Source organism: Alteromonas gilva, assembly GCF_028595265.1.
Taxonomy (GTDB): Bacteria; Pseudomonadota; Gammaproteobacteria; order Enterobacterales; family Alteromonadaceae; genus Alteromonas; species Alteromonas gilva.
Genome location: NZ_JAQQXP010000003.1, coordinates 76,900 through 90,583, shown reverse-complemented (window position 1 = coordinate 90,583; position 13,684 = coordinate 76,900). Strand labels below are relative to the sequence as shown.

Genomic DNA, 13,684 nt, shown 5'->3' with positions numbered 1-13,684 from the left:
ACCGACAAAATTTAATGTCGCGTAATGTGCCTTAAACGTTGCCCAAAGATGTTGACTAAGAACAACTTTTTGCAATTAAAGTAGCCAAAAGCGCTATCGTTCGGTCACTCTTTGAGCTCCTGCGATGCGCTACAGGCGCATGTCTGCATTTACCATTCTGCGATTATGATTACTATCGGCCCATACCGGCAATAAACGCATCAGATTGGGCAATCGCCGTTTGCATATCAGCCAACAGACTTTTTACGTCACGCTGTATAGTCGATAGTTCGCCCTGTAATGCGCCTACCGCGCTGGCATTGAGGTTATGCTTCAGATACAGCACGTTGTCTTGCAGCGTTTGTAATACCGGCTGCATACTGTTTTCAACACGGCGCATTGCACGCAGCATTTTATTGTATTTTAAGCGCGTTTCATTAAGCGTTTGCTGGCTCGAACGTTTCAGACCCGCATTGGAATATTCTTCAAGCTCTGCTTCCCACTCATCAAACAGCGCTTCGGCAACGCTTTCAATTTTATCGATGCGGGTAGTCACGTCATCGGCCGCGCTCTTACTCGCTTCGTACTGATCACTGAGGGATTGATAGGCGTCTTCAAGTTCTCCGCCATCAAATTGTAACAGTGCAGAAAACTCTTCTAAGGCTGACGAAAACTGCTTTTCTGCCTCTTCCTGAGACTCACGGGCATCTTCAACCCGGTCGACCAGTATTTCGCGTTTTTCTACGCCAACTTTCTCCCACGCAGCATAGTAGGCACTCTGACAGCCCGCCAGGGCACCTATTACCGTTAACAAGAGTACCGCGCTTACTAATTTAATCATGGCCTTAATCAGCCCCTGAAACGTGCAGCATCAATAATCGCCCATAAATGGAAAATTGCCCCCACCAGCCACATGAAGAACAGGATCACCGTTGCCCCCAGGGCATAGCTCACTGCGCAAACAACAAAAAAGAACAGGGCAGCAAGGATCCGACCTTGTACTAACTGCCCCAGTCCGGGGATAAAAAAACTACATATCGCGGCGATAACATTACCACCAGAACCTTGACCAGCCATAATTGCTCCAAACATTAAATACAATTTTACTGATTAAATTAAATGAATTAGGGTTAAGTTACAATTATTTCGGTATCTTCATTTGTAAGAGTTCTTGTCATGTCATCGACCTGCTACCAGCGCAACACTATGCCTACCAACGATGGGCATGAGGTCTACTATGAGCTTAACGGCAACCCGTCTGGCATACCAGTACTGGTACTGCATGGTGGCCCCGGCGCGGGACTGGCGTCAAACTACACGGCGTTGTTTGATCTGGACACTTACCACGTTATCGGCTTCGATCAGCGCGGCTGCGGCCGCTCTACCCCCTTTTTATCCACCACCGCTAATACCACGGCGCATCTGCTCAGCGATATTACCCGGTTGCGGCAGCTACTTGGCATTGAGCAATGGCTGCTGTTCGGGGGGTCATGGGGCACAACGCTCGCTTTACTCGCCGCAATCAACGAACCTGAAACAGTTACTGGCATGATTTTACGGGGTGTTTTTCTGGCCAGGCGCAGTGACTTTGAGTGGTTTCTGGCGCCAGAAGGTGGTGCCGCACAGGTTTATCCGGATGCATATCAACAATTTGTCGCCGGCATACCACAGGTAACCGATTTGACGTCTGTACTTACCTATTATGGCAACGCATTTAACAGCATTGATGTCACTCAACGTCACGAAGCCGCCAGCCGCTGGTACCGATGGGAAGAAGCCACGGCGCGGGTTCACCCAATAACGACTGACAGTGGCCAGCTAAATGGCCACCGGGGCGTTTTGAGCCTGGCGTTGTTTGAGTGGCATTATGTGGCTAATCAATGTTTTATAGCAGAAAATTATATTCTGCAGCATGCCTGTAACATCAGCCATATTCCTGGCAAAATTATCCATGGTCGCTGTGACTCCGTATGCAAGCCTGAGGGCGCCTTTGCCTTACACCAGCACTGGCAAAACAGTGAACTTCAGTTCATTGCCGGGGCTGGCCACAGCAGTACAGAGCAAGGTATAAGGATGGCCCTGCGGGATGCCATCAATGATTTTAAATCAACATTACAATAATGAAGTTATGATTGGACTAATTCAACGCGTCAGCGAGGCCAGTGTCACCGTTGACGGCAATACCATTGGCGAAATAGGCGCAGGCATGTTGCTATTGCTGGGCGTGGAAAAACAAGACACCCAGGCCGAAGTGGAGAAACTGGCGACTAAAATAGGTAATTACCGCCTGTTCAGCGATGATGACGGTAAAATGAATCTCAATATTCGCCAAACCGGCGGTTCGGTACTGGTGGTGTCGCAGTTCACGCTGGTCGCCGATACCCGTAAAGGAAACCGGCCTGGATTTTCCCGGGGCGCGCCGCCTGAATTGGGGGAATCGTTATATAAAGCATTTGTTGACCAGCTTGAACACCAGGGGATTCCGGTTGCCTGTGGTCAGTTTGGAGCCGACATGCAGGTCCAGCTGGTTAACGATGGCCCTGTGACTTTCCACCTTCAGGTGTGACGATAACGGCAACTTTTCTTTGCCCTGCCCCTTGCTGTCATGGTGAGCTTAATATTTAATGTACTGCCGATCAGATATGAGAATGCGCCCCTGTGTTTAAAGTTATTACACCACTAAGTGAAGAGCAGCTCACCGCGTATTATCATTTCCGCTGGCAGTACCTTCGCCAGCCCTGGAATTTTCCTCCAGGCTCAGAAAAAGATGAATACGAACAGGTCAGCGAACATCGCATGGTCGTCAATACTGACGGACAGATTATCGCCTGCGGGCGGGTTCACTTAAACACCGCCGAAGAAGCTCAGATACGTCATATTGCAGTCCACAGCGATTATCAACGCCGCGGTCTTGGGCTGTTTATGCTCAATGCATTGGAGTCTGTCGCCCGCGAGTTAGGCGCTATCCGGGCTGTCACCAACAGCCGCGAAATATCCATCGACTTCTTTGAAGCCTGTGGCTTTAAAGTAGAGCGGGAAGCACCGAATGAACTGGGCCTGCTAAAACGTCAGCAGATGGTTAAAAAACTCAATGATTTTTCGTTACTGGTGCTGCATCCTGAGTGGTGTCAGGAGCTACAGAATACCTGGACAGAAACCATTCCTATAACCGAACATATGGGGATCAAGCTTCACCAGTATACCGGTAAGACACTTGAAACCCGGGCGTCATTGAATAAAAACATTAATATTCATGGCACTATGTTTGCCGGCAGTATTTTCTCCCTGGCGACCCTGACTGGCTGGGGCATGATCTTTTTGCAACTTAAAGACAAAGGTCTTGAAGGCGATATCGTACTGGGCGATGGCAATATTCATTATCATAAACCGATTACTATGAAACCACGTGCCACCTGCAATGTGGAACGACTCAAGGGCAAGTTTAGCGCGCTCAGCAAAGGCCGAAAATGCCGGATAGAGCTGGAGGTGGAAGTGCTCGACGATACCCAACCGGTCGCAGAGTTTCATGGCATATACTGGGTGTTACCAAAAGAGGATAACGCATGACACGACTAGGCACACCGTTTACGCCTCAGGCTAAGAAAGTGCTGTTACTGGGCAGCGGCGAGTTAGGCAAGGAAGTAGTGATTGAATGCCAGCGCCTGGGCTGCGAGGTAATCGCCTGCGACAGTTATAAAAATGCACCGGCAATGCAGGTTGCCGATCGCAGCTATCAGTTTTCGATGCTGGATGCCGGCGCACTGCGAGAGGTTGTCGAGTTAGAAGCGCCGGATTTAATTGTGCCGGAAGTCGAAGCCATAGCAACCGCAGAACTGCTCAAGCTTGAACAGGAAGGATTTACTGTGGTGCCTAGTGCCAATGCCGTGCATCTGACCATGAACCGCGAGGGCATTCGCTCTCTGGCCGCGCAGACACTAAACTTACCGACCTCCCCCTATCGCTTTGCTGCGGATAAGGCGCAATTCGTCGAGGCCGTTAATGACATTGGTTTTCCGTGTTTCGTAAAACCCATAATGAGCTCCTCGGGCAAAGGACAAAGCCGTCTGACCAGCACTGACGACATTGAAAGTGCCTGGCAGTATGCCCAGGAAGGCGGCCGGGCCGGTGCCGGCAAGGTGATTGTTGAAGGGCATGTGGACTTTGACTACGAGATAACGCTACTGACAATACGGACCCGCCAGGGCGTATCCTTCTGCCCGCCCATAGGGCACATTCAAAAAGACGGCGATTACCAGTATTCCTGGCAACCTCATGCCATGACAGAACAAGCGCTTAAGGCCGCTCAGCACATCGCAGATAACATTACCGCAGCGCTCGGCGGCTATGGCTTGTTTGGTGTCGAATTGTTCGTCTGCGGCGATGAGGTGATTTTCAGTGAAGTCTCTCCCCGTCCCCACGATACCGGCATGGTAACGCTGATATCACAAAACCTCTCTGAATTTGCCTTGCACAGCCGGGCTATTCTCGGACTCCCCATTCCTGCCATCAGCTGTTACGGTCCGAGCGCTTCGGCAGTCATCTTAGGGTATGGTGAAGGTAACAATATTACCTTTGGTAATCTGGATGCGGCGCTCAGCGAACCGCTGACCGATATCAGATTATTTGGTAAGCCCGCTATCAACGGCAAACGACGCTTAGGCGTGGCATTAGCCCGTGCCGATTCAACCGAGCAAGCCGTTACTAAAGCCCGCCACAGCGCGGCTTTAGTTGATATCACCATTTCCAGGCAGTAATCGGCCAAACACGTATCCGTGCACAGACAAAAAAGGGGGCTGCTCAGCCCCCCTTGTTATTTAACCTCATAGCCCATTAAGCAAGCTTATCTGTGGCAATCCGGTAACGCGGATCTTCGTTAACGTTAATCTCAACAAACTTACCCGCTTTATTCAGTAACGAGCGACATTCCGGGCTGATATGCCGAATGTGTAGCTTTTTACCTGCCTGCTCATACTTATCGGCCAGGCCGTCAAGGGCGTCAACGCCCGAAGAATCCCAGATACGGCTTCGCTTAAAATCGATAACCACGTCTTCAGGGTCACCTGCCACATCAAACAGGTCTTTAAAGTGGGAAACTGAGCCGAAGAATACCGGGCCACGTAAGTCGTACACCTTCCAACCGTCATCATCAATATGCGTATTGGAATCGATATAACGCGCCGCTTTCCAGGCAAATACCAGGGCAGAGACAATCACCCCGACCACTACGGCAATCGCCAGATCGGCAATCACTGTCACGGCTGTTACCAAAAACAGCACGAAGGCATCTTCCTTATTTACACCACGTACAATGCGGAAAGAGGCCCACTCAAAGGTGCCAATAACCACCACAAACATCACGCCAACCAGTGCGGCTAACGGAATCATTTCAATCAAAGGTGCGGCAAATAAAATGAACCCCAGTAATACCAGCGCTGCGGTAATGCCCGACAAACGCCCACGACCACCAGAGTTAATATTGATCATACTCTGGCCTATCATCGCGCAGCCACCCATGCCGCCAAAGAAACCATTAACGGTATTAGCCACGCCCTGACCGATACATTCTTTGTTGCCACGACCACGGGTATCAGTCATCTCGTCAATGAGGGTCAGCGTAAGCAAGGACTCAATTAAGCCCACCAGACACAAGATCACCGCTGTCGGCAATATGATCATCAATGTGTCCATAGTAAATGGCACCATAGGAATCGCAAAGCTGGGTAGTTCCCCCGCCAGGGTGGCGGTATCCCGCTGCTCTGCCGGCAGCATATCCCGCACAAAGTCAATCACTGTGCGCGCTTCTAAATCCAGCCCGTGAACTAACAGAGTAATGGTAATAATCGCCGCCAACGAGGCAGGCACTGCCTTGGTTAACTTTGGTAGCAAATAAATGATTGCCATAGTCAGGCCTACCAGACCCAGCATGATATAAAGCATGCTGCCAGTCATCCACTCCTGATTACCCAGTGGACCGGTAACCTTAAACTGGCCTAACTGGGCCAGAAATATAACAATCGCCAGGCCATTGACGAAGCCGAGCATCACCGGATACGGTACCAGGCGAATGAACTTACCCAGCCTGAATACGCCGCACATGACTTGCAACAGGCCAGCTAACACCACCGCCGCAAACAAATACTGCACGCCGTGTTGGGCAACCAGGGCAACCATGACCACCGCCATCGCGCCGGTTGCCCCTGAAATCATTCCTGGACGACCGCCAATAGCAGACGTAATCAGGCCCATCATAAATGCAGCATAAAGCCCAATCATTGGCTCTACACCGGCGACAAACGCAAACGCAACCGCTTCAGGTACCAGCGCCAGGGCAACTGTGATTCCCGACAGCACGTCATTTTTTACGTTGCTCTCTTTACTCGTGATGATATCAAACATTAACTTCTCAGCACCGAGGTGATTAAAAAACAGGCGCGGATTCTACCATTGACAGTATCGTTTGTCCTTTAACAGATTGTTAAATTCCGCGCTCAATACCCCTGATCTCTCCGCATCGCCGCGCTTGCACTACTTTTAAATTGTAAATTTTCAGCGTCAGCCCTACACTCTTAGCCGCATACAAAAATCTACAAATGTACGGTTATGGATATTAAAGAATATATCGATTACTTTCCGGAAATTGCCGACCGTGAAAGGCACGAACAATTTACCTTGCTCGAACAAGCTCGTGATACCAGCTTTACACCAGCGGCAAAGCGTTTATTTCAAATGTATTGCTGGTTGCTGCCTGTGTTCATGATTATCGGTCTGGGTGGATTATTGTATTCACTGTTTGGTTACAGCAGTTGGTTGCCCGTGGCCGCTTTCGTGATTGGCCTGATTATTTCCCGCCAAATGATCAACCAACGCCGCAAAGCCCTGATCCAGCGCGGTTTGCAGCAGGTACTGACACCATCGGACCAGCACTAAACCCAACAGCCGGGCGACGCTGACTTTGTTGTTCCTTTAGCTACCTCACTAATTATCTGCCAGTCAGCGTTGGCATTTAATCAGTGAGAGCGTTGCGGCCGGCTATGCATCACATATCGCAGGCGAAAGTGATATGCTTGGCGTTTGTTGTTATCGTTAACTGACCCACTTTTTTATGCAATCTTCTACTTTACACTTCGCTGTCACGGTCATCGGTCCCGTGTTGATGTTACTGCTCATGGGCAACATACTGCTCAGAGTCAGGCTAATAAACCACGAGTTCGTTGCAACAGCCTCAAAGCTGGTATTTACGGTTGCCTTACCGGCCTTACTGTTTATTTCTATCAGTCAGGCAGACTTTAGCCAGGCCGCCAATCCTCTACTTATTATCACAGGTTTAATTGGTACCTTTGGCTACTTTGTGCTCCTGATGTTGGTCAGTCACTACCTGGTCAAAAAACGCGACGCCAAAGGCGTGGTGACTCAGGGAGGCTTTCGCGCCAATATGGGAATTATTGGTTTGGCGTATTGTGCTCAGACATACGGTAATGCCGGACTAGCCGCGGCCTCGGTGTATTTGGGACTGGTCACGATTTTATTTAACGTGCTGTCGGTATTTGTCCTGAACTTCTACCAGGATGGCAAGCGCTCACTTACCTCACAACTCACAAGTATTGCTAAAAACCCATTAATTATTGCTATATTACTGGCGTTGCCTTTTTCCTATTTTAACTGGACATTGCCAGCAATTGTATCGGCGACCGGAGGCTACTTTGCTCAACTCACACTGCCACTGGCACTGTTGTGCACTGGTGCGTCATTGCAGTTTCGCTCATTTAGTGCTGACTGGTTTAATATCGGCCTGAGCAGCGTCAGCAAGTGTGTGGTGTATCCTGCGGTGATGGTCGGGTTAGCGTACATGGCCGGTTTGCGTGGCATGCCATTGGGCATTGTACTGCTCATGACGATTGCGCCAACCGCTGCAGCCAGTTATGTGATGGTGCGAACGCTGGGCGGCGATCACCGGCTTGCCGCCAGCATCATCGCCGTAACAACTTTACTGTCTTTACCCTTTACTATTTTAGCCTTTGACTGGCTGTCGGCACTTCGGCTACTTTGAAATAGCGCAGGCGCTGCACGGCTATTTATTAACCGGCTTTACTGCCACCCATACAAGGTGGTGAGGCAACGGATTGCTGTTGGCGTGCCTGCCATTCCTCCGGCGTATACGTATGCAGTGCCAGAGCGTGCACCGGGCCCGCTAATGCCTCAGCCAATAACCCGTTGACTTCACGGTGACGCGCAATTAAACGCTGACCGCTAAAAACATCACTGACGACAGTGACGTTGAAATGGCTTTGCGCACCAGCGGCCACATTATGCATATGACTTTCGTCAATCACCTCTAAAAATAGCGGGGCCAGATTGTCGCTGAGCTGTTGTTCAATAAAGACTTTTACTTGCATTGGGTTACCTGTGAGATTGCCCGTGGGGTTACCCGGCTACTGGTTAGCACCGGGATCAATAATGTATCGATAAGTAAGGTTGATTCTATCACTTACCGGTTTGCGCGTCTTGGCTAGACCATGATGATAGTGTTGTTGCGTCGCCCCGCGCATCACCAGTAAACTGCCCGGCTCCAGAATAAAGTCTGTGCGCTTACCGCTGGCCAGGTGCTTAAAGCTGAATTTACGCGCCGCCCCTAATGATAACGATGCGATGACTGGCTGTGCACCAAGCTCAGGCTCGTCATCGGCGTGCATCCCCATGCCATCCTGGCCGTCCCGGTACCAGTTAGCCAATACACAATTAAACTGACAAGCTAATTCCCGCTGCAGCCGCTGTTGAATGTGACTGAGCGATGCCGTCATGCGCTGTGGCGTCAGGCTTAAATTAGAATATTGGTAATGGCAATGGGGGGCTCCGTGCCAGCTTTGCAGGCGCGGAATTTTTACCTCTCTGCCGTACAATTTGATACTATCCTGCCGCCAGGGTAATTCTTTCTGCAATTGCGCCGCGAGCTGATTGCTTTCTACTGCGGACAGCCAGCCGGCCTGATACAACACATCGGCATCGGGCAATGGCAGTGCAGCCAGCGAGGTCACCTGATTGGCAAATAAATTAAATTGCATTGACGCTAACATCGGAAATACTTGTAATCATGACAACCAAATTTAGCCTGTTTGATCAAGACTTTGAGTTGATTCGCTACCCGGCAAAGCATCAGCACAAGAGCTTGCAGGCGTGGGACAGTGCTGATGAATATATCATTGAGCAGGTGCACAGCCAACCAGAGTTAAATAACCTGGCCACTAAGCCGTGGCTAATTATTAACGATGATTTTGGCGCTTTAGGTTGTGTATTTGCCGACAGGCAGCCGGTGTGGGTGTCCGACTCTAAAATTGCAGAACTGTCGCTCAACGAAAATCTGGTTAATAATCAGCGACCTTCTGTCGCGACACAAGACTGTCTTGCGCCATTGCCAGCCAATCCAGCCATCGTCATGATTAAAATACCCCGCACTCTGGCTTTGCTTGAAAGCCAACTGCTGGCGCTGCGCGAGGTGGCAACGCCTGACACCGTAATGATTGCCGGCGGTAAAGTAAAAACCATTACCCGTTCGGTACTCAACTTGTTTGAGCGCTTGCTGGGCCCAACTTCCACTTCGCTGGCTAAAAAGAAATCACGGCTGATTTTTTGCCAACCGCAGGCGAATATTCTGAACCAATCTGTAAATAACCCTTACCCGTCACGCTGGCAATGCCAACTGCCAACCGCGCAGTCTGTAACAGTCAGCAACCATGCCAATGTGTTTTCCCGCCAGTCTCTGGATATTGGCGCGCGATTCTTACTTGATAACATGCAGGTAAACCCTCACGACAATGTGGTCGACCTGGGATGTGGCAACGGTGTACTGGGACTCAATGCGCTGAGCATGTCAGAGAATTGTCGGGTGACGTTTGTCGATGAGTCTTATATGGCCGTTGAATCTGCCCGGCAAAATGTACAGGATAACTTTCCTGACCGGCTGGCAAAGTGCCACTTTGTTGTGAGTAACTGCCTGGAAACATTGCTTAGCGACGCGCCTCTGGTTAACAAGGTATTCTGTAATCCGCCCTTTCACCAACAAAATGCGGTGACCGATCATATAGCCTGGCAAATGTTTCACGATGCTTACGAACTGCTTGGTAAGGGAGGCCACCTGATTGTAGTAGCCAACCGCCATTTGGATTATTACCATACACTTAAGCGTTTATTCGGTAATGTCACCACGCTGGCCAGTCACAACAAATTTGTTATTTTTAGCGCTGCAAAACGATAAGGACGAACCATGCTAAAAGCACTCTTTTTTTCGCTCATTCTACTCTCCGCTCCGAGCCTCGCTGCCAAAAAAACAGACGATGGCTCTCACGTTCAGCCTGACAATTACTATCCACGGGTAAAGCTGGAAACCTCCATGGGCGACATCGTAATCGAGCTTGACCGCCGTCGTGCGCCTATCACTGTGAATAATTTTTTGCGCTATGTCGATAAGCGCAGCTATGACGACACGCTGTTCCAACGGATTATCTCCGGCTACATCGTTCAGGGCGGCGGGTACACCCTTGATTACGAAGAAAAGTCCTCGTATCCGGCTATCTTTAACGAGTCGGGAAATGGTTTGAAAAATGAACGCTACACTGTGGCAATGGCGCGTCAGAACGATCCGCATACCGCGACGCGGCAATTCTTTTTTAACCTTGATGACAACGACAATCTGGATCCGGGCCGCACGTGGGGGTATACCGTGTTTGGCACTGTCGTCGAGGGTTATGACGTGGTAGACGCCATGGGCGAAGTAGAAACTGAATATAAAGCATTGTTAGGCTTTGCCGACGCCCCGGTCGAAAATGTCATCCTTAAAAAGGCCACGGTTCTGCCCCCAATCATGTAGGTGCGTGCCACTATCTCAACCACTCGCGCTGCAGCAGAATTATTGCAGCAGGCTCTCATTGGCGAAAGTAATGCGGCTTTCGCCGGTGGCTTTAGACACATACATCGCCTTATCTGCGAGACTGAGCAGATCCTGTTCGTTATCGGCATCTGCCGGAAAACAAGCCACCCCTACACTGGCGCCAACGTCTACCAAAGCGTCATTAATAAGATAAGGTTTACACACTGCAGCCAGCAATTTCTCAATCATTTGTTTACACTGTGTCGGGGAATTCACATCTGTCATTAACAGGGTAAATTCATCGCCACCCAGCCTGGCTACCGTGTCAGATTTACGGACTGTTTTTTTCATTCGTCTGGCGACTTTAGCCAGCAATAAGTCGCCGAATTTATGCCCGTAGCGATCGTTGACGACCTTAAAGCCATTTAAATCAATAAAGACCAGTGCCATGTTTTCGACGCGCCGGCGAGCGTGCTTGATTTCAACCGACAGACGGTCATGAAACAGGTAGCGATTGGGTAAGCCGGTGAGTTGGTCATGGTAGGCCAGCTTCGTCAACGCTTGTTGCTGGGCAAGTTGCTGACTATCGTCGATAATGGTGTAAACAATGACGGGGTTATTGCCAATAAATACGTCACTGCTTTCTACCTGACAATGAAACTTTTCGCCCTGCTTTTTGACCCCGTACATTTCTCCGTCATGCTCTTGCAGCAGTCGAATGAGCTTGTAACCACTGAGCTCATTGAGATCGTACCCGCACATATCAGCAATTACCGTATTTGCCCGAATGATCGTCTGGTTCTGATCAACAACGATAATACCTGAGGCAATCCGGTTCATGATGTTATGCACCAAATCAACGGAATGGTCAGCCTCTTGCACCCGCAGTCGGTACATAACAATAGCAACACAAACGTTGATGATGGCGAGGAAAAACGCTAACCCCTGATAAAAGCGGATTGCCATAGCTTCCTGCTTAGTTTCCCGCTCCAGTTCAATGGTGAGCTGGTTCATTATTTTTAGCAGAATATTATTTTTTTGCTGTGCCACCTCAATGGCCTGCCGCAGCAGCAGATCATCAAACTCACGGCCGATAAGCTGCCGCACTTTTTGTCTTAACGGTGTCCACTCCCGCATTGCTTCATGAACAAGCTTTACTGTGGCATCACTTTTGAGCGGCTCAATTTGAATCGTATCTCTGGCGGCTGATAACGTAGTCCCGCCACGGTAAAAGCTGTCTAAGGTCTGGTCGAAGCGGACAAATGCATCATTTACTTCGCTAAGCGAAGACAGGTACATCTGCTCATTCAGGCGAGACTGTTCCATCATCAACAGCCCTTTTACCAGCCGCTGACTAAGCATTCGTTGTCGACCGGCGAGATTGATATTTATGGCTGAACTTTCGATTCGGTAAGACAGCCAGACATTGAGCGACAGGGCAATGAAGTCGAAAGTAAGAAACAGCAATATTGCCACCAGTGTCAGCCTGCGGCCATGTTGCTGACTTATGAGGGTTAATCGATTTTTTAAAGCGATCAATAAACTCAAGGCTATCCATGCTCCTGATTTGCAGACACAATGGTAGAGGTAGCAGCCCACCACAACAATTAATGACTGGTATTTTATCTCAGTGTAGCATACGAGATGAACAAAAAACGCACAGCAACGCGCTTATTTTGAATGCAGGTACAGCTCGTGAACAGGCAAATCAGGTTGATATAGCTGACCAATTCGGGTAAATCCCACGCGCGTTAAAAGCCGCACAGAGGCGGTATTGTCGCTGCGACAAATTGCGCTTACACGCTGGCAGCGTATCGTGTCCCTCGCCCAGTTGAGTACCAGCTGCACGGCTTCGGTGGCAAAGCCCTGACCGCGACCATGGGGTAAAAACGCATAGCCCAGATCCGGATAGGCCAAAAATGGGCGCCGGATGAATCCACACAAGCCAATACGACTATCGCCGGCCACCTGTTCGGTCTCAACCACCCATAGTCCATAACCACTGTCAGCAAAGCTGTCACCCGAGGCGCTGATGTACTGCTGTGCGCCAACGCTATCATTTACCCCACGATCACCAATAAATTTAAGCCACTCAGCGTCACTGGTAACAGCCAGAATAAAATCAATGTCGTGCCGGGTCAGACGTCGCAAACGGATTCGGCCATGGTGATGATGACTGTCTGTCATCCGTTCATGACTGTCCATCATCCGTTCGCTTGCAGCATGGTATCAATGACTGCCTGCATTTCGCTGCTGACGTTAGCGGCTCTGGGATAGCGAGGGTCACTGCGATCATTGCAGCGGTTGTGATCCCAACCCCGGGTTGAATCAATGAATCGCTGCGCTGCCGCCATACCGCCCAGCTCAAGGCAGCCCGCCAGACAGGTATCGATATAGCTTTGATTAACCGGAAAATCAGGTTCAGGCGGTTGCATTGCTAACGACTCGCAAATCCAGATATCACGTTGGCTTAACCACTCGGTCAGTCGTTTGGTAACATCGCTTTCAAGCTCAAAGTTAAGCTGCTCCAGCGCGACCGGCGTAAACTGATAGTCCTGCTCGCGTTTTTGTAAAGCCGGGTCTAGCAGGGTGGGCACCAGCTGTGCATTAAGCCAGCTGTCTGGCTTTGCCGTTGCACCCACATAGGTTTGCATTTCTGATTGAGAGCGGGTGATCCAGGCTCGTTCAAAACCGAAGATTTCTACTTCAATGCCCTGATGGGGAATATCTGAGTGTCGGCGACGCGAATCGCCGTTCATCAGACTGCCATAGCCCAATACAATATGCGGCTCATCGATAGCATGAATCCAACGTTCAAGTTCAACAAGCGTTTTCATTGACTGC

16 protein-coding genes are annotated in these 13,684 nt (G+C 49.9%); 8 read left to right on the top strand and 8 right to left on the bottom strand.

What is annotated here, in order from left to right; translation table 11 throughout:
* Positions 1-172: 172 nt before the first annotated feature.
* The gene (locus tag OIK42_RS16775; RefSeq protein WP_273642235.1) at positions 173-820 is read right to left on the bottom strand and encodes a DUF2959 domain-containing protein; all 648 of its coding nucleotides are present in this window, start codon (positions 818-820) and stop codon (positions 173-175) included.
* Positions 821-828: 8 nt separating this feature from the next.
* Positions 829-1,056, bottom strand: coding sequence for a hypothetical protein (locus OIK42_RS16770; protein WP_273642234.1), 228 nt, complete (start codon positions 1,054-1,056; stop codon positions 829-831).
* A gap of 99 nt (positions 1,057-1,155) precedes the next feature.
* Between OIK42_RS16770 and pip the strand changes: the two genes are divergently transcribed.
* The 4 genes from pip (at position 1,156) to purT (ending at position 4,733) form a co-directional block, all read left to right on the top strand.
* On the top strand, positions 1,156-2,100 hold the full coding sequence (pip, locus tag OIK42_RS16765) for a prolyl aminopeptidase (RefSeq protein WP_273642233.1): 945 nt from the start codon (positions 1,156-1,158) through the stop codon (positions 2,098-2,100).
* Between the two features lie 7 nt (positions 2,101-2,107).
* Entirely contained in the window at positions 2,108-2,545 is a 438-nt protein-coding gene (gene dtd, locus OIK42_RS16760; RefSeq protein WP_273642232.1) for a D-aminoacyl-tRNA deacylase, read from the top strand.
* A 92-nt stretch (positions 2,546-2,637) separates the two neighbouring features.
* Positions 2,638-3,546 carry a bifunctional GNAT family N-acetyltransferase/hotdog fold thioesterase gene (locus tag OIK42_RS16755; protein WP_273642231.1) on the top strand — a complete coding sequence of 303 codons (909 nt, stop codon included), beginning with the start codon at positions 2,638-2,640 and terminating at the stop codon, positions 3,544-3,546.
* Positions 3,543-4,733, top strand: a complete 1,191-nt coding sequence (purT, locus tag OIK42_RS16750; protein WP_273642230.1) for a formate-dependent phosphoribosylglycinamide formyltransferase — start codon at positions 3,543-3,545, stop codon at positions 4,731-4,733. Before OIK42_RS16755 ends, purT begins: the two co-directional genes overlap by 4 nt.
* Before the next feature lie 76 nt (positions 4,734-4,809).
* On the opposite strand, the gene OIK42_RS16745 is transcribed toward purT, so the two are convergent.
* Complete coding sequence (locus OIK42_RS16745) at positions 4,810-6,375, bottom strand: SulP family inorganic anion transporter (protein WP_273642229.1); 1,566 nt, start codon at positions 6,373-6,375, stop codon at positions 4,810-4,812.
* A gap of 204 nt (positions 6,376-6,579) precedes the next feature.
* Between OIK42_RS16745 and OIK42_RS16740 the strand changes: the two genes are divergently transcribed.
* Positions 6,580-6,906, top strand: a complete 327-nt coding sequence (locus OIK42_RS16740; protein WP_273642228.1) for a hypothetical protein — start codon at positions 6,580-6,582, stop codon at positions 6,904-6,906.
* 175 nt (positions 6,907-7,081) lie between these two features.
* Positions 7,082-8,026 carry an AEC family transporter gene (locus OIK42_RS16735; RefSeq protein WP_273642227.1) on the top strand — a complete coding sequence of 315 codons (945 nt, stop codon included), beginning with the start codon at positions 7,082-7,084 and terminating at the stop codon, positions 8,024-8,026.
* 28 nt (positions 8,027-8,054) lie between these two features.
* On the opposite strand, the gene OIK42_RS16730 is transcribed toward OIK42_RS16735, so the two are convergent.
* The gene (locus OIK42_RS16730) at positions 8,055-8,372 is read right to left on the bottom strand and encodes a BolA family protein (protein WP_273642226.1); all 318 of its coding nucleotides are present in this window, start codon (positions 8,370-8,372) and stop codon (positions 8,055-8,057) included.
* A 36-nt stretch (positions 8,373-8,408) separates the two neighbouring features.
* A complete protein-coding gene (locus OIK42_RS16725) occupies positions 8,409-9,038 on the bottom strand; it encodes an alpha-ketoglutarate-dependent dioxygenase AlkB family protein (protein ID WP_273642225.1) in 630 nt (209 codons plus the stop codon).
* 29 nt (positions 9,039-9,067) lie between these two features.
* On the opposite strand from OIK42_RS16725, the gene OIK42_RS16720 reads away from it, so the two are divergent.
* Positions 9,068-10,228, top strand: coding sequence for a methyltransferase (locus tag OIK42_RS16720; protein ID WP_273642224.1), 1,161 nt, complete (start codon positions 9,068-9,070; stop codon positions 10,226-10,228).
* Positions 10,229-10,237: 9 nt separating this feature from the next.
* On the top strand, positions 10,238-10,840 hold the full coding sequence (locus OIK42_RS16715; RefSeq protein ID WP_273642223.1) for a peptidylprolyl isomerase: 603 nt from the start codon (positions 10,238-10,240) through the stop codon (positions 10,838-10,840).
* 39 nt (positions 10,841-10,879) lie between these two features.
* On the opposite strand, the gene OIK42_RS16710 is transcribed toward OIK42_RS16715, so the two are convergent.
* The 3 genes from OIK42_RS16710 to OIK42_RS16700 form a co-directional block, all read right to left on the bottom strand.
* Positions 10,880-12,388: a diguanylate cyclase domain-containing protein gene (locus tag OIK42_RS16710; RefSeq protein ID WP_273642222.1), complete on the bottom strand. Its 1,509-nt coding sequence runs from the start codon at positions 12,386-12,388 to the stop codon at positions 10,880-10,882.
* A gap of 123 nt (positions 12,389-12,511) precedes the next feature.
* On the bottom strand, positions 12,512-13,048 hold the full coding sequence (locus OIK42_RS16705; RefSeq protein WP_273642220.1) for a GNAT family N-acetyltransferase: 537 nt from the start codon (positions 13,046-13,048) through the stop codon (positions 12,512-12,514).
* Complete coding sequence (locus OIK42_RS16700; protein ID WP_273642218.1) at positions 13,045-13,677, bottom strand: gamma-glutamylcyclotransferase; 633 nt, start codon at positions 13,675-13,677, stop codon at positions 13,045-13,047. Before OIK42_RS16700 ends, OIK42_RS16705 begins: the two co-directional genes overlap by 4 nt.
* Between the last annotated feature and the right edge of the window lie 7 nt (positions 13,678-13,684).

Excerpts from the sequence above, each read along its gene's own strand:
- OIK42_RS16775 (WP_273642235.1), bottom strand. The coding sequence starts at position 820 with ATGATTAAATTAGTAAGCGCGGTACTCTTGTTAACGGTAATAGGTGCC.
- OIK42_RS16770 (WP_273642234.1), bottom strand. The coding sequence starts at position 1,056 with ATGGCTGGTCAAGGTTCTGGTGGTAATGTTATCGCCGCGATATGTAGT.
- pip (WP_273642233.1), top strand. The coding sequence starts at position 1,156 with ATGTCATCGACCTGCTACCAGCGCAACACTATGCCTACCAACGATGGG.
- dtd (WP_273642232.1), top strand. The coding sequence starts at position 2,108 with ATGATTGGACTAATTCAACGCGTCAGCGAGGCCAGTGTCACCGTTGAC.
- purT (WP_273642230.1), top strand. The coding sequence starts at position 3,543 with ATGACACGACTAGGCACACCGTTTACGCCTCAGGCTAAGAAAGTGCTG.
- OIK42_RS16745 (WP_273642229.1), bottom strand. The coding sequence starts at position 6,375 with ATGTTTGATATCATCACGAGTAAAGAGAGCAACGTAAAAAATGACGTG.
- OIK42_RS16740 (WP_273642228.1), top strand. The coding sequence starts at position 6,580 with ATGGATATTAAAGAATATATCGATTACTTTCCGGAAATTGCCGACCGT.
- OIK42_RS16735 (WP_273642227.1), top strand. The coding sequence starts at position 7,082 with ATGCAATCTTCTACTTTACACTTCGCTGTCACGGTCATCGGTCCCGTG.
- OIK42_RS16730 (WP_273642226.1), bottom strand. The coding sequence starts at position 8,372 with ATGCAAGTAAAAGTCTTTATTGAACAACAGCTCAGCGACAATCTGGCC.
- OIK42_RS16725 (WP_273642225.1), bottom strand. The coding sequence starts at position 9,038 with ATGCAATTTAATTTATTTGCCAATCAGGTGACCTCGCTGGCTGCACTG.
- OIK42_RS16720 (WP_273642224.1), top strand. The coding sequence starts at position 9,068 with ATGACAACCAAATTTAGCCTGTTTGATCAAGACTTTGAGTTGATTCGC.
- OIK42_RS16715 (WP_273642223.1), top strand. The coding sequence starts at position 10,238 with ATGCTAAAAGCACTCTTTTTTTCGCTCATTCTACTCTCCGCTCCGAGC.
- OIK42_RS16705 (WP_273642220.1), bottom strand. The coding sequence starts at position 13,048 with ATGATGGACAGTCATGAACGGATGACAGACAGTCATCATCACCATGGC.
- OIK42_RS16700 (WP_273642218.1), bottom strand. The coding sequence starts at position 13,677 with ATGAAAACGCTTGTTGAACTTGAACGTTGGATTCATGCTATCGATGAG.